This is a genomic window from Corynebacterium sp. p3-SID1056 (assembly GCF_025152525.1).
Taxonomy (GTDB): Bacteria; Actinomycetota; Actinomycetes; order Mycobacteriales; family Mycobacteriaceae; genus Corynebacterium.
Map to the genome: position 1 here is coordinate 40,420 of NZ_JALXXL010000002.1, position 19,743 is coordinate 60,162.

General features: G+C 65.1%; 18 protein-coding genes. 11 read left to right on the forward strand and 7 right to left on the reverse strand.

The genetic code is table 11. From position 1 onward, the window contains the following. The first annotated feature begins 50 nt into the window (after positions 1–50). Genes M3G14_RS02045 through M3G14_RS02075 form a run of 7 tightly spaced genes read left to right on the forward strand, consistent with a single transcriptional unit; the run spans position 51 to position 10,166 of the window. Positions 51–743 carry a sensor histidine kinase gene (locus M3G14_RS02045; protein ID WP_259924341.1) on the forward strand — a complete coding sequence of 231 codons (693 nt, stop codon included), beginning with the start codon at positions 51–53 and terminating at the stop codon, positions 741–743. After that, on the forward strand, positions 740–1,393 hold the full coding sequence (locus tag M3G14_RS02050) for a response regulator transcription factor (RefSeq protein ID WP_259924342.1): 654 nt from the start codon (positions 740–742) through the stop codon (positions 1,391–1,393). Before M3G14_RS02045 ends, M3G14_RS02050 begins: the two co-directional genes overlap by 4 nt. Before the next feature lie 31 nt (positions 1,394–1,424). Then, on the forward strand, positions 1,425–3,359 hold the full coding sequence (locus M3G14_RS02055; RefSeq protein WP_259924343.1) for a galactan 5-O-arabinofuranosyltransferase: 1,935 nt from the start codon (positions 1,425–1,427) through the stop codon (positions 3,357–3,359). 28 nt (positions 3,360–3,387) lie between these two features. Continuing rightward, positions 3,388–6,699: an arabinosyltransferase domain-containing protein gene (locus M3G14_RS02060; RefSeq protein ID WP_259924344.1), complete on the forward strand. Its 3,312-nt coding sequence runs from the start codon at positions 3,388–3,390 to the stop codon at positions 6,697–6,699. Between the two features lie 6 nt (positions 6,700–6,705). Continuing rightward, complete coding sequence (locus tag M3G14_RS02065) at positions 6,706–7,560, forward strand: cutinase family protein (protein ID WP_259924345.1); 855 nt, start codon at positions 6,706–6,708, stop codon at positions 7,558–7,560. Positions 7,561–7,578: 18 nt separating this feature from the next. Beyond that, a complete protein-coding gene (locus M3G14_RS02070; protein ID WP_259924346.1) occupies positions 7,579–9,474 on the forward strand; it encodes a M13 family metallopeptidase in 1,896 nt (631 codons plus the stop codon). After that, on the forward strand, positions 9,438–10,166 hold the full coding sequence (locus tag M3G14_RS02075) for an alpha/beta hydrolase (RefSeq protein ID WP_259924347.1): 729 nt from the start codon (positions 9,438–9,440) through the stop codon (positions 10,164–10,166). The genes M3G14_RS02070 and M3G14_RS02075 overlap by 37 nt, the downstream gene beginning before the upstream one ends. On the opposite strand, the gene M3G14_RS02080 is transcribed toward M3G14_RS02075, so the two are convergent. From M3G14_RS02080 to M3G14_RS02100, 5 genes are read right to left on the reverse strand one after another with little or no spacing between them, the layout of a single operon-like run. Further along, on the reverse strand, positions 10,163–10,888 hold the full coding sequence (locus tag M3G14_RS02080) for a VOC family protein (protein WP_259924348.1): 726 nt from the start codon (positions 10,886–10,888) through the stop codon (positions 10,163–10,165). The two genes, M3G14_RS02075 and M3G14_RS02080, sit on opposite strands and share 4 nt — an antisense overlap. Before the next feature lie 43 nt (positions 10,889–10,931). Then, positions 10,932–11,225, reverse strand: a complete 294-nt coding sequence (locus tag M3G14_RS02085) for an RNA-binding S4 domain-containing protein (protein ID WP_259924349.1) — start codon at positions 11,223–11,225, stop codon at positions 10,932–10,934. A 1-nt stretch (position 11,226) separates the two neighbouring features. After that, positions 11,227–11,511, reverse strand: coding sequence for a heavy metal-binding domain-containing protein (locus tag M3G14_RS02090; protein ID WP_259924350.1), 285 nt, complete (start codon positions 11,509–11,511; stop codon positions 11,227–11,229). Positions 11,512–11,540: 29 nt separating this feature from the next. Then, positions 11,541–12,254, reverse strand: a complete 714-nt coding sequence (locus M3G14_RS02095) for an SDR family oxidoreductase (RefSeq protein ID WP_259924351.1) — start codon at positions 12,252–12,254, stop codon at positions 11,541–11,543. 4 nt (positions 12,255–12,258) lie between these two features. Beyond that, complete coding sequence (locus M3G14_RS02100) at positions 12,259–12,837, reverse strand: LysE family translocator (protein WP_259924352.1); 579 nt, start codon at positions 12,835–12,837, stop codon at positions 12,259–12,261. A gap of 17 nt (positions 12,838–12,854) precedes the next feature. On the opposite strand from M3G14_RS02100, the gene M3G14_RS02105 reads away from it, so the two are divergent. Both M3G14_RS02105 and M3G14_RS02110 read left to right on the forward strand, forming a co-directional pair. Beyond that, the gene (locus tag M3G14_RS02105) at positions 12,855–13,388 is read left to right on the forward strand and encodes a sugar O-acetyltransferase (protein ID WP_259924353.1); all 534 of its coding nucleotides are present in this window, start codon (positions 12,855–12,857) and stop codon (positions 13,386–13,388) included. Positions 13,389–13,490: 102 nt separating this feature from the next. Then, positions 13,491–14,912, forward strand: a complete 1,422-nt coding sequence (locus tag M3G14_RS02110) for an HNH endonuclease signature motif containing protein (protein ID WP_259924354.1) — start codon at positions 13,491–13,493, stop codon at positions 14,910–14,912. Here M3G14_RS02110 and thpR read toward each other — a convergent pair. After that, on the reverse strand, positions 14,909–15,451 hold the full coding sequence (gene thpR, locus M3G14_RS02115; protein ID WP_259924355.1) for an RNA 2',3'-cyclic phosphodiesterase: 543 nt from the start codon (positions 15,449–15,451) through the stop codon (positions 14,909–14,911). The two genes, M3G14_RS02110 and thpR, sit on opposite strands and share 4 nt — an antisense overlap. Positions 15,452–15,476: 25 nt before the next feature. Between thpR and M3G14_RS02120 the strand changes: the two genes are divergently transcribed. Together M3G14_RS02120 and M3G14_RS02125 are read left to right on the forward strand one after the other, a co-directional pair. After that, positions 15,477–17,648, forward strand: coding sequence for an ATP-dependent RNA helicase (locus tag M3G14_RS02120; protein ID WP_259924356.1), 2,172 nt, complete (start codon positions 15,477–15,479; stop codon positions 17,646–17,648). A 34-nt stretch (positions 17,649–17,682) separates the two neighbouring features. Next, entirely contained in the window at positions 17,683–19,146 is a 1,464-nt protein-coding gene (locus M3G14_RS02125; RefSeq protein ID WP_259924357.1) for a basic amino acid/polyamine antiporter, read from the forward strand. Here M3G14_RS02125 and M3G14_RS02130 read toward each other — a convergent pair. After that, entirely contained in the window at positions 19,139–19,738 is a 600-nt protein-coding gene (locus M3G14_RS02130) for a TetR/AcrR family transcriptional regulator (protein WP_259924358.1), read from the reverse strand. The genes M3G14_RS02125 and M3G14_RS02130 overlap by 8 nt on opposite strands. Positions 19,739–19,743 lie beyond the last annotated feature (5 nt).

A 19,743-nucleotide genomic window follows, 5' to 3' on the forward strand; every position in this document is an offset into this window, starting at 1 on the left:
GCGCCCATTTTTCGGGTAGTGCTAGCACTACCTCGCTAGTCTATGCAGGTATGAGGTGGAGAAAACGAGCGAACCATGAGGCAGCTGCCGCGAGTCGCGTGCACCGGCTCACGGCTTCTCGACGCAAAATTGCCGAGGCCTACGAGGTAGAGCGGCTGCGCATCGAGCGCGACCTGCACGACGGGGCGCAGCAGCACTTCGTCGCCGCCGCGATGAAGGTGGGCGAGGCAAAGCTCGATGCGGAGGGGAGCACCAAAAAGCTTCTCGACGCCGCCGCCACCGACCTCAAGCGCGGCCTCGAAACCCTGCGCCGCACCGTCCACGGCATCCACCCCACCGAGCTGACCGACCGGGGACTCGTCGCCGCGGTGGAGACTGCCGCTTCCCAGTACGGACCGCACGTGCGCGTGCGCGCCCCGCACCCGCTGCCTGCGATCGACGCATCTGTGCTCGCCGCCGCCTACTTCTTCACCACCGAGGCGCTCACCAACGCGGCGAAGTATGCGAAACAGCGTCCCGTACACGTCCTGATCACCTGCGACGACACGCTCAACGTGGTGGTCACGGACCAGGGCGACGGGGGTGCGGAGTTTCTCCCCGGGCGCGGCCTCGACGGGATGCGCGAGCGCGTCGCCGCGTTCGGCGGCACCCTCGAGCTGGTCTCGCCGACCGGCGGCCCGACCACGATTGCCGCACGCATCCCGCTCTTACTTTTCCGCGGCGAAAGCGGGGTGGGCGCATGAAGATTGTGGTTGCAGACGACTCGGCGCTGCTCCGGGAGGGAGTCGCCGGCCTGCTCACCCGGCGCGGCCACGACATTGTCGGGGAGGCTTCGAGCGCCGACGAGCTCGTCTCGCTTATCGACGCCGCGCCCCTGCCCGATCTTGTCATCACCGATGTGCGCATGCCCCCGCACATGCGCGACGACGGACTCACCGCTGCCCTTCAGCTCCGCCAACGCCACCCGGGCCTCAACGTGCTGGTCCTGTCCCAATACGTCGCCGCGCCTTATGCCCGCGAACTTTTCGGCCAAAACTTTGGCGGTGGCACCGGCTACCTGCTCAAGGACCGGGTCGCGGAGGTCGCCGACTTCATCGCCACTTGCGAAAATGTCGCCGGTGGCGGGGTGGTCATCGACCCGGAGGTCGCGAGTTCGCTCATGCACACCAGCGCCCCATGGCTGCGGGAGCTTTCCCCCCGCGAGCTCGAAGTCCTCGAGCTGATGGCGGAGGGGCTGTCCAACGCAGACATTTCGGCCAAACTTTTCCTCTCCTCTGCTGCGGTGGCGAAGCACGTCTCCAGCATCTTTTCCAAGCTCGGCCTGACCCCTGACGAGGACAACCGGCGGGTGCGCGCCATCTTGATGTTCCTGAGCGAGCGAGGTGTGGACTAGTCCCGCGGTAAGTTATGCGAAACTAGAGGGCATGAGCACGACAGCTTCCGTTGAGGAGACCCGCGCGGACCTGCGCACCACCGGGTACGCGCCCGATCCGATTTCCGCGCAGCAGACGCTGATCCGCACCCTGCTTGCTGGTGGTATCGGCGCGCTCGCCACCACGCTCGTCTGGTTCGTGATGCACGCGATCTCGCTGCCCGCATACAACACCTCCATGGCGATTCGGGCGCTGTCGTCGGCAGGCTCCATCCTTGTGCTCATCGTGACCCTGATCTGTGCTGTCTTCTGGCTGCGCGGGACCAGGAAGTGGCTCAACGGCATCGTCATGCACCTGACGGCGCCCGCCCTGGTGGTGACCTCGCTGGGGATCCCACTGTCGGCGACCCGCCTGTGGCTCGACGGCATTCAGGTGGACCAAGGCTTCCGCACCCAGTTCTTGTCGCGGATGACGGAGACGGCCGGCAACGCGGATATGAACTATGCGGATCTGCCGTCGTTTTACCCTATGGGCTGGTTCTGGCTGGGCGGCCGCGTCGCGGACCTGCTCGGGGTGCCGGGCTGGGAGGTCTTCCAGCCCTGGGCGCTGATCACCTTGGCGGCGGGCGCGGCGATGCTGGTCCCGGTGTGGCAGAAGATCACCGGTTCGCTTCCCGTCGCGTGCGTGATCGCCACCTTTACTACCGCGGTGGTGCTGACGGAGACGCCCGATGAGCCCTACGCCGCCATCGTCGCCATGTTCTTCCCGGCGGCGACGGTCATCACGTACCGCGCGCTGCTCGGCTCACGCAACGCCATCATCTTTATGGCGCTCTACCTGGGCATTTCCGCCAGCCTCTACACGCTGTTCACCGCGATTGCCGCGCTGTTCGTGGTGACGATGTCGGTGCTGGTCTTCTTCGTGGTCACCCGCGACGCCGGCCCCTTCATCCGCCTGCTGATCATCGGGGTGTCCTCCCTGGCCATCGCCGCGGTGACGTGGTGGCGCTACCTTGCCGCGGCGCTGTCTGGCAACTATGACGTCCAGTCGACGGCTAACCACTTCCTGCCGGAAGAGGGCACAGTCTTCCCGCTGCCCTTCTTCTCCTTCTCTATCATCGGGCTCTTGTCGCTGCTCGGGCTGATTCTCATCGTGATTCGCGCGGGCGAGCGCGAGGTGGCCTCGCTCGGTGTGGGCATCATTGTCTGCTACGCGTGGTGCCTCGCCTCCATGGCAGCGACCCTGCTGGGCACCTCCCTGTTGGGCTTCCGCGTCGAGGTGCTCATCATTGAGCTCTTCGTCACCGCCGGCATCCTCGCGGTGACCGACATCATCCTGGTGGGCCTGGACTACTTCTTCCCCACGCGCTTCAATTTGGCGATGAATCAGACGATCATCGCGATCATCTGCATCGTGGTGGCGAGCGCGTGTTTGCAGTACGTGCAGCAGATTCCTGCGGAAAACGAGTCCCACATCGACCAGGCCTACGCCGACACCGACGGCTTCGGCGAGCGCGCCGACCGCTTCCCGCCTGACGCCGCCCAGTACTACGGCGAGATCACCGAGCTGCTCGAGTCGCACGACCACCACCCCAACGAGGCGGTGATCTACACCGACGAGATCAACTACATGGCCTACAATCCCTACTTCGGCTTTAACGCCTTTACCAGCCACTACGCCAACCCGCTCGGCGAGTTCGCGCTGCGCAACGAAGAGCTCATCGCCTGGTCGCAGCTGTCTTGGGACGACCCGGCAGCGCTCACCGGCGCCATCGAGGACTCCAAATGGGCCCCGCCAGTCGCCTTCATCTTCCGTGGCGACGTGGAAGAGCCCGGCGAAGGCTTCAAGACGCACGTGGCGCACGACATTTTCCCGAACGAACCGAACGTGCGCTACGAGGGGCTCTTCTTCAACGCGGAGGCCTTCGAGGGTGACGAATGGCACGTGGAGCAGATCGGCCCCTTCGCGGTAGTGGTGCGTACATAACGGGGCAGTCACAGTAAGGTTGCTACACGTGGCAACCGTTTCAAATGTTCAAGGTAAGGCTCCGCAGTCGCTGGTCTACACGGCGATCGTGTCGGGCATCCTCGCCTTCGCCCTCCTCGTTCTCACCCCCTTCCTGCCGGTGAACCAGGTCCAGTCAAAGGTGTCCTGGCCGCAGCACGACACAGTCGCGTCGGTGAACGCGCCGCTGATTTCGCTGGCCCCGCAGGACGTGTCGCTGACCATCCCGATCAGCGCGGTCGACGAGCTGCGCGAGGGCCAGTCGACCATCCTGTCCACGCTGCCAGAGTCCTCCGAGGACGCGACCTACCGCGGCCTATTTGTCACCTCCCCCGAGGGTGGCCTGGTGGTGTCTTCGCTGGACGAGGTGATCTTCGAGCTCAGCGCCGAAGAGGTCCGCGCACTGCCGCGCGAGGCCGTCCTCGAGGTCCGCCAGACCGACGAGGGCATGACCGCAGCCATCCCGGGCACCACCTTTGTAGAGGAGTCCGAGGACGATTACCGCCCGCAGTTCACCGGCCTGTACACGGAGCTCAAACCCGAGGCCTCGGGCATGCTTATCGACGCCGGCCTGCACGCTTCCGTCGACATCAACTCCCGCTTCACCTCGTCGCCGACCTTGGTCAAGCTCATCGCCATGTGCGGCGGGCTCATCGCCGCGCTGATCGGCCTGTGGTCGCTGCGCCGCCTCGACCGCTACGACGGGCGTAATCTGCCCGCCTTTGGCTCCCGCTGGCGCACCTTCACGCTTCTCGACGGCCTCGTTGTCGCCATCCTCGGCTTCTGGCACGTCTTCGGCGCGAACACCTCGGACGACGGCTTCCTGCTCACCATGGCGCGCGTGGCCACCGAGTCGGACTACATGGCGAACTACTACCGCTGGTATGGCGTGCCGGAGGCCCCCTTCGGTTCCCCCTTCTACGACCTGCTGTCCCTGCTTTCGCACGTGACGACCGCCTCGATGTGGATGCGCCTGCCCACGCTCATCGCCGCGCTGTTGACGTGGTGGATCCTCTCCCGCGAGATCCTGCCGCGCCTGGGAACTGCGGTAGCGGACCGGCGGATGGCGCACTGGACGGCCGCTTTCGTTTTCCTGGCCTTCTGGCTTCCCTACAACAACGGCACCCGCCCGGAGCCGATCATCGCGCTCGGTCTCATCGCCACGTGGGCGCTGTTTGAGCGAACGATCGCGACTGACCGCCTCGCGCCGGCGGCATGGGGCACTGTCACGGCGGCGATCACGCTGGCGTGCGGCCCGACCGGCCTTGCGGCGGTCGGCGTGTTCCTCGTGTGCCTGCCGCAGGTGTTCCGCATTATGAACGCGCGCCGCCACATCGCGCCCGGCCTGGCGTATGTCGCCGTGTTCCTGGGCGCGGGCCTTGCCGTGTTCGTGCCGGTGTTTAAGGACCAGACGCTGGCGACCGTGCTGGAGGCAACCTCGGTGCGCGCCGAGGTCGGCCCGGCGCTCGAGTGGTACTCGGAGTGGGTGCGCTACGGCACGCTGTTCCAGCAGTCTGTCGACGGCTCGATGACGCGCCGCTTCCCCATGTTCGTTTTCCTGTTCTGCCTCATCCTCATCGGCTGGGCGGTCACCCGCTTCGGCAAGGTGCCGGGCGTGACCAAGGACGTGACCGGCCGCATGCTCTACATCGTGGGGCTGGCCACCTTCTTCCTCATGTTCACCCCGACGAAGTGGACGCACCACTTCGGTATCTACGCCGGACTGGGCGGCGCAGTCGCGGCCCTGGGCGCGGTGGTGCTCTCGCATATCGCGCTGCAGTCCAAGCGCAACCGCACCCTCGCCATCGCGGCGGTGTGCTTCCTCATGGCCATGACCCTGGCCGGGTGGAACGCCTGGTGGTACGTCTCCTCCTTCGGCGTGCCCTGGTGGGACAAGACAGTTCAGCTCAAGGGCGTGGAGGCGAACACGATCATGCTCGCCATCGCCCTGCTGATCGCCCTGGTGGGCGTGTTCCAGTCCTTCCGCAAGGACCAGACCGAGTACAAGGTCGGCGGCAAGTGGGTCGGCATCATGTCGGCACCGATCGCGGTGATGGCGATCGCCATGGTCGCCTTCTCCTGCCTCACCTTCGTCAAGGCGTTTGCCTCCCAGGCCCCGGCGTATTCGGTGGGCATGGGCAACGTGCGCACGTTCGCCGGCGACCACTGCGCCCTGGCGAACGAGGTCCTGCTGGAGGAGAACACGAACGATTCCTTCCTCACCCCGCTCGATGGCGTCCCGCTGGGCCGCTCCCTCGACGCGGGTAGCGAGTCGCGCGGCTTCACCCCGGACGGCGTGCCGGCCTTCATCGTGAGCGAGAACGCCAATGCTTCGGATTTGGCGGACAAGGAGGCGTCGACAAGCGATGACTCCTCTGAGACCGCGACCGAGGAGGACACCCCGAGCACCGCCGACCTGAGCGAAGAGAAGCAGTCGACGACGACCACGAACACGCAGGGCAACCGCCCCGACTCCATGCGCGGCATCAACGGCTCCACCGTGCGACTGCCCTTCAACCTGGACTACACGCGCGTGCCGGTGCTCGGCACCTTCGAGGACGATCCTTCCGCCGGCGCCAAGCTCACCACCACCTGGTACGAGCTGCCGGAGGCCAATGAGGACGCGCCGCTTTTGGTCACCTCCGTCGCCGGGCGCATCGCCCACCACGACATCAACGGCGTGGAGCAGGAAGGCACCGAGCTGAAGCTGGAATACGGCACACGCACCGACGGCGGCGTGGAGAAGCTCGGCGAAGTCGAAATGCTCGACCAGGGCCCGACCCCGCTCTGGCGCAACCTGCGCTATCCGCTCGCTGACCTGCCAGAGGACGCCGACGTGGTCCGCCTGTCCGCCGAGGACACCTCGCTGGCGGAGAAGGACTGGATGGCGGTCACCCCGCTGCGCAACCCGCAGCTGGCACCACTTGGCGAGCGCTTCAACGCCGCAACCCCCGGCCTGCTCGACTGGTCCGTCGCCTTCCAGTACCCCTGCCAGCGCACCTTCAGCCACTACGCTGGCGTGACCGAAATCCCCGAGTTCCGCATCATGCCGGACGCGCCCGGCAAGCAGCAGCTCTCGGACTTCATGGACTTCTACGGCGGCGGCGCGCTATCGACCGCGGAGGCCGTGAACTACTCCTACGAGATCCCCGGCTACCTCAAGACCGACTGGCAGCGGGACTGGGGCTCGATTGCGAAGTACGAGCGCCGCACCAACTCCGTCGGCGACGTCCCGGTCAACGCGGACATCGACTACGATGAGGTGGTCCGATCGGGCTGGTGGACGCCGGGCCCGATGAAGATCCGCGATCCGGAAGAGTAAAACCCCATGCGCCTTTCCCGCCTGGCAGCGGCGGTCGCTGCTGCGCTCATCACGCTCAGCCCAGCGACTGCCGCGACCGCCGCCCCGATCCAGCCCTCCGAAAACACGGAACAGCTGGTGGACCAAGAGGGCTGCACCAACAAGTACCTCATTGCCGTGCCGGGCGGGGCGAACACTGCCCCCGGCATCCCGAACGCGATGCCGCACGGCGGCAACGTCTTCCTCACCGGCATCCTCACCCAGCTGGGAACCAATGGAAAGGTCCAGCCGCTGTGGGTGTCCTACCACGCCACCCCGTTCGCGGCGAACAACTACTACGCCTCCTCGGCAGACGGGTACAAGGAGACGGTGCGCACGGTGCGCCGCCTGTCGAACGCGTGTCCCGGTGCCACCTTCAGCTTCACCGGCTACTCGCTCGGCGCAGACATCGCCGCGCGCCTGTTGCGTGACATCGCCCACGGCAACGGCCCCATCACGCCGGAGCGCGTCGACTCCGCCGCGCTGTTCGCCAACCCCTACCAGGGCGATAACGGGGCCGTCCTCTCTCGCATTACCTCGCCCGCGTCCCGAGGCGCGCTCGGCGAGCTCAAGGGCGGCTACGGCGAGTTGGGCCCGCGGGTACTCGAGATCTGCAACGGCTCCGACATCGTGTGCTCCACCCGGGAAAGCTACCGCCCGCTGGTCGCGCCCGCGCTGAAGACGAACTTGCGCAGCGGCCAGCTGCCGGCGCAGCAATTCAACGAGCTCTTCCGCTCCCTCGGCGTCGGTTCGCTGGGAGTCTTCCGCGGGATGGGCGCGCACGGCCACTACACCCTGTGGGACCAGCGCGAGGCCTCGGATTGGATTATCTCGCACGCCTAAACCCGTTAGAGTGGGGGCATGCACGACTTATTTGAGCTAGTCAACGGCACCTGGGTGCGCGAGCACGAAATTCCCGCCGACCGCGGTATCGACGGGGCGTTCTACGCCCTGCGCGACAAGTCGGAAGAAGACGTTCGCGCCCTGCTGCAGCAAGACGACAGTCTCGGGGCCACCCTGTACGCGTCCTTCATGGACACCGACACCGTCAACGGAGCAGGAATCACTCCCCTGGATGCGGACCTGGCCAAACTTTCGGTGAAAAGTGTGGAGGACTTCGTCCGCGCGCTCGGGGAGCTTGAACGGGTCGGTATCGGGGCTCCGCTCACTTACTGGGTAGAGAAGGACTCGCAGTCCGAGGACGCCGTCGCCTACCTCGTCCAGTCCGGGCTGGGTTTGCCGGACGAGGCCTACTACCGCGCCGAGGAGCATGCGGAGACACTTTCCGCCTACAAGGAGCACGTGGCGCGCATGCTCGGCTTCCTGCCGCCGATGTACCTGCTGGGCCTGGACCCGGCAACTGCTGCGGAGCGCATCGTCAACCTCGAGACCAGCCTCGCCGGCAGCCACTGGGACGTGGTGCGCGCCCGCGACGCGATGGCCACCTACAACCCGACCACCGTGGATGCACTACCGACGAACGTGCAGGCGATGCTGCGCGCCTCAGGCCTCCCTGACGGCAAGGTCGTCGCGATGATGCCCTCCTACATTGAGGACCTGGAAGCGATGCTGCGCCCCGAAACACTGGCGGATTGGCAGCTGTGGGCCGCGTGGAACATCCTGCGCGCCCGCGCCGGCGTGCTCACCGAGGAGATCGGGCAGGCCAACTTCGAGTTCTACGGTACGAAGCTCTCCGGGGCGACCGAGCAGCGCGACCGTTGGAAGCGCGCCGTCGGGCTCGCCGAGTCCTTGGTGGGCGAGGAGATTGGGCAGGCGTACGTCGCCAAGCATTTCCCGCCCTCGAGCAAGCAGCACATGCTCGAGCTGGTGGACTACCTGCTCGCCGCCTACCGCGAGCGCATCAGCGCGCTGGACTGGATGACCGAGGGCACGCGCGAGCGCGCGCTGGAGAAGCTCGGGCAGTTCCAGGCGAAGATTGGCTACCCGGACCGCTGGCGCAGCTTCGACGGCCTGGACTTTGATCCGGAGCATTTGGTCGACAACGTTCGCCGCGGCAGCGCATTCGAGCACGACTACCAGCTGGCGAAGATTGGCAAACCAAGCGATCGCTCCGAGTGGGTGACCACCCCGCAGACGGTCAACGCCTTTTACAACCCGGTGGTCAACGACATCACCTTCCCCGCCGCGATCCTGCAGCCGCCCTTCTTCGATCCGGAAGCGGACGCCGCCGAGAACTTCGGCGCGATCGGCGCGGTCATTGGCCACGAGATCGGCCACGGCTTCGACGACCAGGGCTCGCGCTACGACGGCGCAGGCAACCTCAACTCTTGGTGGACCGACGAGGACCGTGCGAACTTCGAGGCGCTGACCAAGCAGCTGGTCGAGCAGTTCGACGGCCTGGTCCCGTCCGTGCTTGGCGAGGGCTCCCAGGGCGTCAACGGCGAGTTCACCCTCGGCGAAAACATCGGTGATCTCGGCGGGCTCGGCATCGCAGTCGTCGCATACCAGCGCTACCTCAAGGAACGCTCGCTTGACGACGGCCCACTCGCCCCCTTCGGCGACCTCGACGGCGAATACACCGGGTTCCAGCGCCTCTTTCTCGCCTGGGCCCGCGTCTGGCGCTCGAAGACCCGCCCGGAGATGGCGGCACAGCTGCTCGCCATCGACCCGCACTCGCCAAACGAGTTCCGCTGCAACGTGATTGCCGCCAACGTCGCCGAGTTCTACGACGCGTTCGAGGTAGAGCCCGGCTCCAAGATGTGGATCGCGCCGGAGAAGCGGGTGAGGATTTGGTAGACGAGTACCCGGAGAACATCCAGGGCGACCCGAATTTCAACGTCGGCGGCGTCGATCGACAGCTGCCTGACGACCTGCAGCTCGAGCAGCTCCGCAGCTACATCGAGTCCACCTACGATCCGGATTCCCCCCAGTACCTCGCGCTGCTGCCGGACCGCATCACGCACGCGGCCATGCTCATGCTCGGCTCCGCGGTCGACCACACGATGCCGGGCGTGGCCTACACCGACAAGATTTCGCAGAAAAGTTGCGAGCTGGGGGAAATCTTCGGCGACTCCGCGTCCTGGATCATCAGCCTGTGGGACGGCCCGCACGTTGCAAAGGACCACTTCTTCCGCCCGGAAGCGGCAGCACTCGCGCAGCTTTCCGGGTGCACAGTGTTGGACGTGGACGACGTTGGGGACGCAAGTTCCGCCGTAGCTTTCGCCCGAAACTCTGGCGCAAAGACAGTTGCCGTGTGGGCGTTTTCCTCTGGGTGTGACTACGTTCCGAAAGATATCGACAAAGTCGCATTCACTTTTCCCACAAAAGTCGTGCGCCTCGATGTGCCCACCTTTACCCAGGTCGGCACCGAGGACTCGATCGGGATGAAAATCGAAGGCGCGCAGACCTACCACTCGACGCACTACATCCAGACGCCGGCGGAGGCCCGTCGAAAAGTGCGCGACCTCGCCGAGTTTTTCCGCGCCTAGAGCTCGAGCACCGAGTCCGCCTCGCTGAAGTCCTCCGGGGCGGGCTCGGGGGCCTCGACGAGGAAGGCGTGGGCGCCAGTCGGGTCCTGCATGGCGAGCATCGGGCCGAAGGGCGAATCGCCCGGGCCTGCGAGGACCTTGCCGCCGAGCATTTCGACCTGTTGGCGCGCTTCAGTGATATTAGAAACGCCCAAAAAGCTCTGCCAGCCGACGGGGTTGTCCTCCACGCGCATGCCGAGGAAAGGCGACCCACCTTCCATCGCGAGGTAGTACCCCTCCGACTCCTTGATCTCCCAATCGAAGAGGTCGCCGTAGAAGTCGATGGCCTGCAGGTTCGGGGCGCTGTACTCGTACCACACCGGCACCCCCGGCTCGCCGGCCGCGACGAACTGCTCCTCGCCGGCAGGCTCGATCAGGCCGAAGACGCCGCCCGCCGGGTCCTGGCACACGTGCATCCGGCCCAGCGACACCTCGGAGGAGGCGACAACTTTTCCGCCAAACTTTTCCACATCGGCGTTGCCCAAGAAGTAGGTCACCCACGCGGGTGGCTCGCCTGGCACAATGCCCGCGACTGGCAGGCCTTGCTTCTTCGCTACTCGATAGCTCTCGCCGGTGGTCTCCCAGCCGAGCAGCTTGGAGTAGAAGTAGGTCGATTTCTGCTGGTCTGGTGTGAGCAGGTCCTGCCAGTAGGGCATTCCGGGCTCGGCACTGAAAGCGGGCATGAAAGGGTCCTCCAACCTGAAGAAGTGAAAAGCCCATCGTAGTTTAGGGCAGGTTGCGCCACTTTTCCGGGTCGAAATCGTCGTTGGCGGTGCGTTCGTCGAAGTAGTCTTGGTCTTCAGCGTCTTCGCCGCCGGTGACGACGGTGGCGGAGGTGCCGCCGAGGTGGACCACGTCGGCGTCGCTAAGCAAATGGCCCCGGGAGGTGACGACCTCGCCGTTGACCTGCACCTCGCCGGCCGCGATGACTTCCTTTGCGTGGCCGCCAGACTCGACGAGGTTCGCGAGTTTGAGGAACTGGCCGAGCCGGATCGAGTCCCCGGAAATTGCGACATCCATGCTAGGCCAACTTCACTGCCGTGCCGGTAGCGGTGACCATGAGCAGCCCACTGTCGGCACCGATCGTGTCGTACTGGACGTCGACGGAAACCACTGCGTCGGCGCCCATCTGCTGGGCGCGGTTCCACAGCTCGTTGAGCGCGGAGTCGCGGGCCTGGCTGACCTCGCCCTCCTGGGACTGGACGCGGCCGGCGAAGTCGCGGAACATTGCCATGCCGACAATGGTTTCGCCACCGATCACGCGCATATACTCCGTGATCTGTCGGCCTTCAACGTTTGGAGTCATTGTCAAAATCATATGACCAATGATAACTGCTATCGCTCGGACTGGTCAGTCGGCATGATGTTCAGACTGTCAATGTTGACGTGCGGCGGCAGGCTCGCCACCCACCGGATCGCCTCCGCGATGTCCTCCGCGGTGAGGTTGAGCTTGCCCTCGTAGACCGCGTCGGCCTTTGCCTTATCGCCCGCGAAACGGTTGAGCGAGAACTCAGTCTTGACGCGGCCCGGGTCGATCTCAGTGACGCGGATGCCCTGCTCCGCCTCTTCGCGGCGGAACGCGCGCGTGATGCCGCGCAGACCGTACTTCGCCGCGTTGTAGCCGGATCCGCCCTTGTACGCGTCCGTGCCGGCAACCGATCCGATGTTGATCACCAGCCCCTTCGACGCCTTGATCTGCGGGTACAGCGCGCGGGTGACGCGCATTGTGCCCATCACGTTGGTGGCAAACATCCACTCCCAGTCCGCGTCAGACGCGTCCCGCAGGTAGTCCAGCTGCTTCGCCCCGCCCGCATTGTTGACCACCAGGTCGACTCGCTCAAGCTGGGCCGCAAGCTTATCGACGCTCACCTGATCCGTCACATCCAACTCAACCGCAACCCCGCCGATCTCCTTTGCGATCACCTCGCACTTGTCGAGGCGCCGCGCCGCGACGACGACGTGCCACCCGTCGTTTGCCAACGCTCGCGCCGCCGCCGCGCCAATACCTGCAGATCCGCCAGTGACTACTGCTACTTTCTGGGCCACCATGCGGTTAGGATAACAAGATGGTTCGCGCGCCGCTGAGAATCATCCACACTGCCAGTGCCACAAAGATCGCGCCGGTGACTCTATCCACCACGTGTCCGTACTGTGCAATAACTCCGCCCAACTTTGCGGCCAAAAGTGCAAAGCCGACGAACCAGACCGCGCCAGTCACGATCAGGAGGATCGCTTCAAGTGCGCCAGCGTTGAACTGGGCGAAGATCGCGCCGAAGAAGAGGATGGCTTTCGGGTTGGAAAGGTTCGTCGCCAAGCCGAGGCGAAAGGGCTTGCGCACGCTCGCCGCCGCCGGCACGTTCGGATTACTGGCATTACGGATGGCGCTCCACCCCATCCAGCCGAGGTACGCGCCGCCAACCAGCTGCAGCACCGCCAGAATCTGCGGAAATGTATTCACGAGCGCGCTGAGCCCGGCTGTCGACGCCACGATCCAGAAGGTGTTGCCCACCATGATCCCCAGCGCGCACAGCACCCCGGCGCGCCGATCCTTCGTTCCGACGCGGATCAGCTGGAAGAGGTCCGGGCCCGGGCTCGCAATTGCCGCGATCCACGTGGCGAGTAGCAAAAACATGCACCTACCCTAGCCGCATGACGAACACGTGGTATAAGCCGGAAGCACTCCCCGACCACCAACCAGGATGGACACTCCTCCGGGAGTTCAACGCCCTGCACAACACCGACCCGCAGCGGACGCGCGAACTTTTGGCCGAAATCTTCCCAAACGGGGAAACACCAGACGTGTGGGCCCCACTTCACCTGGAATACGGCGCGAACACGCACTTCGGGCCGGGCTGTTTCATGAACTTCAACTGCACCATCCTCGACATCGCGGACGTGACCATCGGCGCAGGCACCCTTTTCGGACCCGGCTGCCAGCTCATCACGGTGGAGCACCCACTCGACCCCGACGACCGCGCCGCTGGCTGGGAGCGCGCAAAACCCATCACGATCGGCGAAAACTGCTGGTTCGGCGCGGGTGCGATGGTGATGCCGGGCGTGCACATCGGCGATCGGTGCGTCGTCGCGGCGGGGGCGGTCGTGACCAGGGACCTTCCCGAGGATTCGCTCGCCGCGGGCGTACCCGCTGTGGTTAAACGGAATATTGCGAAGCGATCCAGTTAGCACAGGCAGTCCCCTATTTCCAAATTAGGTGTCCTACAACCCTTGCGAATAGAACATGCGTGCGCTACTTTGAAGGAAACTTCATTTCGAAGGGGTAATACCATGACCACCACAACCGCAAGCCCGCCAGCCCATTTCCGTACCCAACGACCCGACGACCCGATAAGTTCCGCAGGCCAAGCCGTCCGAGACGCACATTTCGCCGTATTTTCCTCGTACATCGACACCGAGATCGAGGACTTCGACATGCGCGTGACCCAAATCCAGCAGGCCACCGCGTGGTCGAAGGGCTTCGTCGAGCGCGGCATCCTCGCCTTCGCCACGCTGGGCCTCCTCCCGCGCCTGCAAGCCCTCCATCGCGCTTCCCGCTTGCTCGACATGTCGCACCTCGTCGCCATCGAGCGGGTCCTCGCCGAGCTCGGGGAAGAGGTAGACCCCGAAGCGCTCTCGCTTATCGACGATGCGTTGACCTCCCTTTTCACCCCCACCCGCACCAACCAGCACATGCCCCAGCGTCACACGGTGACCCGCCGCATCCGGGAGCTGATCCGCCAGATCGACCCCGAGCGCGCCTACGACCAGAAGCGGCGCAAGGAGCGCGAGCGCTCCCGCTCGCAGGAGCAGGTGAGTTTCGATGAATTCCTGTTGGACGGGGTCGAGCAGTCCATCGTGCAGCTGAGCACGAACGAGCTCAGCGCCGCCCGATGCCGCACGAGCATCATGGCGGCGGCGCGCGAGCACAAGGTGACACTGGCCGAAGCCATGATCAAGCTGCTCACCGGCGAGGTCGTGCCAACTCATGCGCCTGTCCTGCACTGCTACACGCCGAAGGGTCGCGAAGCTGGCGACCCGGTGCAGTTCCCCGGGCACGGGTGGACTGGCCCGGAGGCCACGGCGGCGCTGGACGAGTGGATCGCCAAGACCGGAGCGGAAGTGCTGGACATGGACGAAGCCGCCAACGCCTCTACGCCCGGCTACAGCCCGACTACCGAGATGCGCAACTACGTTGCCGCCCGCGACGGCACCTGTGTCTACCCCGGATGCACCGCACCGGCACACTCCTGCCAGCTGGACCACCGCGTCCCCTTCGATGAGGGCGGCGAGACTACCCCAGGCAACCTCTTCTCACTGTGCCAGCATCATCACAACCTCAAGACGGATAAGCGGGCGAGCTACGTGCCCGACCCGGTCACCGGCGACATCATCTGGCTGTTTTCCGACGGCACTTACGAGATTTCCGAACCAGACGGGCTGCTTGGCCGGCAGGTCACACCGACCAATCCCCGGTGGCGCTCCAGCCTCGCCAGCGTGCGCGCGAACCGGGCACGGGCAGCGGAATTCAACGCCAAGGGTCACGCCATCCTCGACAACTTCGACCGCGACCAGGACTTGGCGGAGGCGAAGGCGCGCATCACGGCGCTGGAAGATGAGTACGGCATGACTTTCCAACCCAAAGACGTACTGCCGACCCACGATCCGCTCAGCTACGTCGAGCGAGCGCTCGCGGAGCTTCTCCCCGCCTAGCGCAGGTAGAACGTGTCCACCACCTCGTACTTCGGCCCGCCACTGCGGCCCCGGCCGAGGTGGGACTCCATGAGGTGGACTTCATCCACGGTGAAGTCGGGGCCGGAGTAGACGGAGAGGGCGTGGGCGTGGTCGTCGAGAAGCAGCATGTCGCGCGTTCTCGTGCCTCTCCGCGCGACTGAGAGGTGGGCGCGCTGGCGGTGCCACTGCCCCGGGTCGAGTTGGCAGTCCGCCATGAGGTCTTTCAACTGCGCTTTGTCACCGCCGACCCCGATCCACAGGGTGCGCCGCTCGAAGCAACCCGCGCCTCTCAGGTGGAGGCGGATCGGTCTTGTAAACGCAGTCGCTTGCGAGAGGTGGTCGCTCACGGCGGCCGCGTCGTTCGGCTGGCTGCCGTAGAACGCGCAGGTGATATGCCAATTGTCGGGATCGGTCCAGCGCACTTCGGTGCCGGAGAAGTCCCTGATCGGGCGCAAGGCGGTGATGAGGTGCTCGCGGACCTCATCTGGTGGGACGATCGCTGCGAAGAGACGTCTCATGCCCCTCACGCTACCCTGGAAACTCATGTTTGACCTTGCGAAAATCGGACAGGGCCTGCCAGTAGCGGATTCCCTGGACCAGCTACCGGATTCCGGGCCGCTCGTGGTGCAGGCGCCGCCCGGCACCGGCAAGACGACGTTGCTGCCCCCGGCGATTGCGAACAAGGTCGGCAAAACCATTGTGACCGCGCCGCGCCGTGTGGCGGTCCGGTCCGCGGCGAGGAGGCTGGCGCACCTCGACGGCTCAACTTTGGGCCAAAAAGTTGGGTACTCCATCCGCGGCGAGCACAAGGACGGGTCGCTCGTCGAATTCGTGACGCCGGGAGTACTCCTGAATCGCCTACTCAAGGACCCGGGGCTGGAGGGGGTAAACGCGGTCATCCTCGACGAGGTCCACGAGCGCCAGCTAGACACCGACCTGCTGCTCGCCATGTGCATGGAGGTGGCGGTGCTGCGCGATGACCTTTACCTTGCCGCGATGTCCGCGACGCTGGATGCGGCAACATTCGCTACACATATCGGCGCGCGCATCCTATCGACGGAGGCAGTTACGCACCCGCTGGAGATCGAGTACGCACCCCACCCGGAGCGGATCCAAGGTACCCGCGCGTTCTACCAGCACGTCGCCCGCCTGGCGGAGGCAAGTGATGCCCGCACCCTCGTGTTCGTGCCCGGCGCGCGCGAGGTCGACCTGGTGTGTGGTGCGTGCGCAGATGCAAAACCCCTGCACGGGCGGCTGTCTTCCGCGGAGCAGGACGAGGCACTCAATGGGGACTCCCAGGTCGTAGTCGCCACCAGCGTCGCGGAGTCCTCAATTACGGTGCCGGGGGTGCGGCGAGTCGTCGACGCGGGGCTCGCAAGAATTCCAAGACGCGACAACCGCGGGATGACGGGTCTGGTCACGGTCTCTGAGGCAGTCACGAGCGCGGAACAGCGGGCGGGCCGCGCAGGGCGCCTCGGCCCGGGCGAAGTCGTCCGAGCATTTTCGCGCGAGGAGCTGAAGAAGTTCGCGCCCGACATTTCGCCGGAAATTGCTACCAGCGACCTCACCGGCGCGGCACTCGCCATCGCGGCGTGGGGCTCGCCCGACCTGCCGCTGCTGGACCCGCCGCCGGAGCAGTCGCTTGCCGACGCCCACGCGACCCTCCGCGACCTCGGAGCCCTCGATGAAAACAACGCGATCACAAGTTTTGGCCGAAAACTGGTGGCACTCCCGCTGGACCCCCGGCTTGGCGCGGCGCTGCTCGAATACGGCTCGGGGGCGGCTGTGTGCGTCGCAAAGCTTGGCGACATGGACGCGAAACGCCTCGCGCGACTGGTGCCGCAAACGACAAGAGTCCCGGACGGCGACGTGATCGCGACCGCCTTTCCGCAGTGGGTGGCGAAGAAGATCGGCGACGAGTACCTGCTCGCCAGCGGCACGCGCGCAACTTTTGCCGGAAAAGATGAGTGGATCGCCGCCGCCGAGGTGCAAAGGACGGCGCGCGGGGCGATCATTCGCGAGGCCGCGCCCTACCACCTGCCGGAAGCGCGGATCACAGAAACGGTGCGCGCGAGTCTCCAGGGCGGCAAGGTCCGCGGGCGCAAGGTCCGGGCCGTCGGCGCGATCGAGCTGAGCTCCACGCCGGTGCAGCCTTCGCCGGAGGAGGCCCAGGAGGCGCTCAAGGGTCTGACCTTGGATGATTTCCAACTCGACGACGCAACCCAGCGCCTCAAAGCGCGCCTCGACTTCCTGCACGAGCAGCTTGGGGCCCCGTGGCCAGACGTTGCGAAAGGAGATTACTCGATCGAAATCGCAGAGCTTGCGAACGGGGCGTCGATAAGCCAGCTCAACATGCGCAACGCGCTGCTCAGGCAGCTGCCCTGGCCGGAAGCAGCGAGGCTCGATGAACTGGCGCCGGAAAAGCTGCCAATCGGCAAGGTCGACTACTCCACCGGGCGCCCGATCGTGCGAGTAAAACTGCAGCTCGCGTTTGGACTAGAAAGCTCCCCCGTGATCGCCGGGCGGAAACTTTTGTTCCACCTGCTCTCCCCCGCCGGACGGGAGCTCGCAGTGACCGATGACCTGCGCAGCTTCTGGGACGGGCCCTACCAAGATGTGCGCAAGGAAATGCGCGGACGTTACCCCAAGCACCCGTGGCCAGAGGACCCGTGGAGCGCCACACCAACCGCGCGTACAAAAAAGCATCAAAACTAACAGATTCCTGGGCGGGCCAGGTAACTTATCGGTCATGACTACCCGTGCCCACACAGTGACTATGTGGACCTTGGTCTCGCTGATCATTGGTTCCACGATCGGCTCCGGCATCTTCGCCCTTCCGCAGAACATCGGCTCCGTGGCGAGCCCGGGGGCGATGCTCATCGGCTGGGTCATCGCCGGCGTGGGCATGCTCTCGATCGCCTTTGTGTTCCAGATCCTGGCGCGCAGGAAGCCGCACCTGGACTCCGGCGTGTACTCCTATGTGCGCGCGGGCCTCGGCGACTTCATCGGCTTTACTAGTGGGCTGGGCTACTGGCTGGGCTCGGTCATGGCGCAGGTGGGCTACGCCACCCTGTTTTTCTCCACGATCGGTTACTACGTGCCCGCATTCAAGAACGATTGGGTACTCGCGGGGGCGGTCACGGTATTGACCTGGACGATCTTCGCCATGCTCACGCGCGGCGTGAAGCAGGCGGCGGTGATGAACGTGGTGACGACCGTCGCCAAGCTTGTGCCCATCCTCTGCTTCGTGGTGCTGGTGGCCTTCCTCGGGTTTTCCTGGGACAAGTTCACGCTCGACTTTTGGGGCGAAAATTCTGCTATTCCATTTTCTCAGCAGCTACAGGGCATCATGCTCTACACGGTGTGGGTGTTCATCGGCATCGAGGGCGCGTCCGTGTACTCCAAGCAGGCGCGCACGCGTCACGACGTCGGCCGCGCCACCATCATCGGCTTTCTCTCCGTGCTGCTTCTGCTGGTCGCGGTCTCGACGCTCTCCTACGGCGTGCTGACCCAGCCGGAGCTAGCTGCGCTGCCGGAGAACTCGATGGGCGCGGTGCTCGAGGCCGTGGTCGGCCCGTGGGGCGGCGTGTTCATCTCCATCGGCCTGTGCCTGTCGGTGCTGGGCGCGTACGTGTCCTGGCAGATGCTGTGCGCGGAGCCGATCGTGCTCATGGCCAACGACGGCCTTTTGCCCAAGGCGCTGGGCAAGACGAACAACGCGGGTTCGCCCTTCCGCGCGCAGCTGGTGTCCACGCTGGTCATCCAGCTGTTCGTGATTATCTTCTTCGCCAACGAGGCGTCGTATAACGCGATGGTGCAGCTGGCCACCATCATGTACTTGCTGCCGTACATCTTCTCGGCGTTGTACCTGGTGCTGCTGAGTTCGCGCGGCAAGGGCCTAAGCCACCCGCACGCTGGCACGCGTTTCGACGACTCGGGCCCGGACACCACCCGCGCGGAAAACCGTCGCCACCTGGCCATCGGCGCGATCGGCTTCATCTACTCGCTGTGGCTGATCTACGCGGCTGATCCGGTCTATGTGCTGCTTGGCGCGCTCGCTGTGCTCCCGGGCATCGTCCCGTACGTCTGGACGCGCATCAGCAACAAGGAGCGCCTGTTCAATGCCTTTGAGTGGGTCGTCGTGGGCATTGTGGTCGTTGGTGCCGTCATCGCCGTGCTCAAGCTTATCGACGGCACCCTCACCCTCAGTTAACGCCAATCACCGGCCACAGCACCTCAGTGGTGCGCTTGGCCAGCAGGGTCGGGCTGCCCACGTTGAAGGTCGAGCGCAGAATCACCGCGCCGACCACCATCGCGCCGACCACGCCTGGGTCCACGCCTGCGCGCAGGGTGCCGTTGTTCTGCGCGTCCTCAATGTCCTCGATGAAGCGGTCGTAGAAGGCCTCCTCGAAGCGCTCGCGCCAGGCCACCACGAGCGGGTCGGCGGTAGCGATGAGTGAGCCGAACACGCGGGTGCCCACGTTGTCCTCGATGAACGCGCCGAGCTCCGTGATGTAGTCGCGGAATGCCTCCTTGGTCAGCGGCTCGCCTTCCTCGCAGTAGTCAACGAGCTTCGGGATGGAAATCGCGATGTTGTCGAGCGCGTCGACCAGCATTTCCTTGCGGTCCGCGTAGCGGCGGTAAATGGTCGTCTTCGCTACGCCGGAGTCCGCGACAACGGCGTCGATAGAGGTTGCGCCGAACCCCTCCTGCTGGGCGATGCGCAGCACGGAGGCGTAGATGCGCTCCTCCGTCGTAGGCTTCTTCGCACCAGATGTTTTTGAATCACTATCTAAACGGCTCATAGTCA

Coding starts and splice junctions, on each gene's coding strand:
- M3G14_RS02110 (WP_259924354.1), top strand. CDS start 13,491: ATGACCACCACAACCGCAAGCCCGCCAGCCCATTTCCGTACCCAACGA.
- thpR (WP_259924355.1), bottom strand. CDS start 15,451: ATGAGACGTCTCTTCGCAGCGATCGTCCCACCAGATGAGGTCCGCGAG.
- M3G14_RS02090 (WP_259924350.1), bottom strand. CDS start 11,511: ATGACTCCAAACGTTGAAGGCCGACAGATCACGGAGTATATGCGCGTG.
- M3G14_RS02050 (WP_259924342.1), top strand. CDS start 740: ATGAAGATTGTGGTTGCAGACGACTCGGCGCTGCTCCGGGAGGGAGTC.
- M3G14_RS02105 (WP_259924353.1), top strand. CDS start 12,855: ATGACGAACACGTGGTATAAGCCGGAAGCACTCCCCGACCACCAACCA.
- M3G14_RS02055 (WP_259924343.1), top strand. CDS start 1,425: ATGAGCACGACAGCTTCCGTTGAGGAGACCCGCGCGGACCTGCGCACC.
- M3G14_RS02065 (WP_259924345.1), top strand. CDS start 6,706: ATGCGCCTTTCCCGCCTGGCAGCGGCGGTCGCTGCTGCGCTCATCACG.
- M3G14_RS02085 (WP_259924349.1), bottom strand. CDS start 11,225: ATGGATGTCGCAATTTCCGGGGACTCGATCCGGCTCGGCCAGTTCCTC.
- M3G14_RS02070 (WP_259924346.1), top strand. CDS start 7,579: ATGCACGACTTATTTGAGCTAGTCAACGGCACCTGGGTGCGCGAGCAC.
- M3G14_RS02100 (WP_259924352.1), bottom strand. CDS start 12,837: ATGTTTTTGCTACTCGCCACGTGGATCGCGGCAATTGCGAGCCCGGGC.
- M3G14_RS02080 (WP_259924348.1), bottom strand. CDS start 10,888: ATGCCCGCTTTCAGTGCCGAGCCCGGAATGCCCTACTGGCAGGACCTG.
- M3G14_RS02045 (WP_259924341.1), top strand. CDS start 51: ATGAGGTGGAGAAAACGAGCGAACCATGAGGCAGCTGCCGCGAGTCGC.
- M3G14_RS02095 (WP_259924351.1), bottom strand. CDS start 12,254: ATGGTGGCCCAGAAAGTAGCAGTAGTCACTGGCGGATCTGCAGGTATT.
- M3G14_RS02125 (WP_259924357.1), top strand. CDS start 17,683: ATGACTACCCGTGCCCACACAGTGACTATGTGGACCTTGGTCTCGCTG.
- M3G14_RS02130 (WP_259924358.1), bottom strand. CDS start 19,738: ATGAGCCGTTTAGATAGTGATTCAAAAACATCTGGTGCGAAGAAGCCT.
- M3G14_RS02120 (WP_259924356.1), top strand. CDS start 15,477: ATGTTTGACCTTGCGAAAATCGGACAGGGCCTGCCAGTAGCGGATTCC.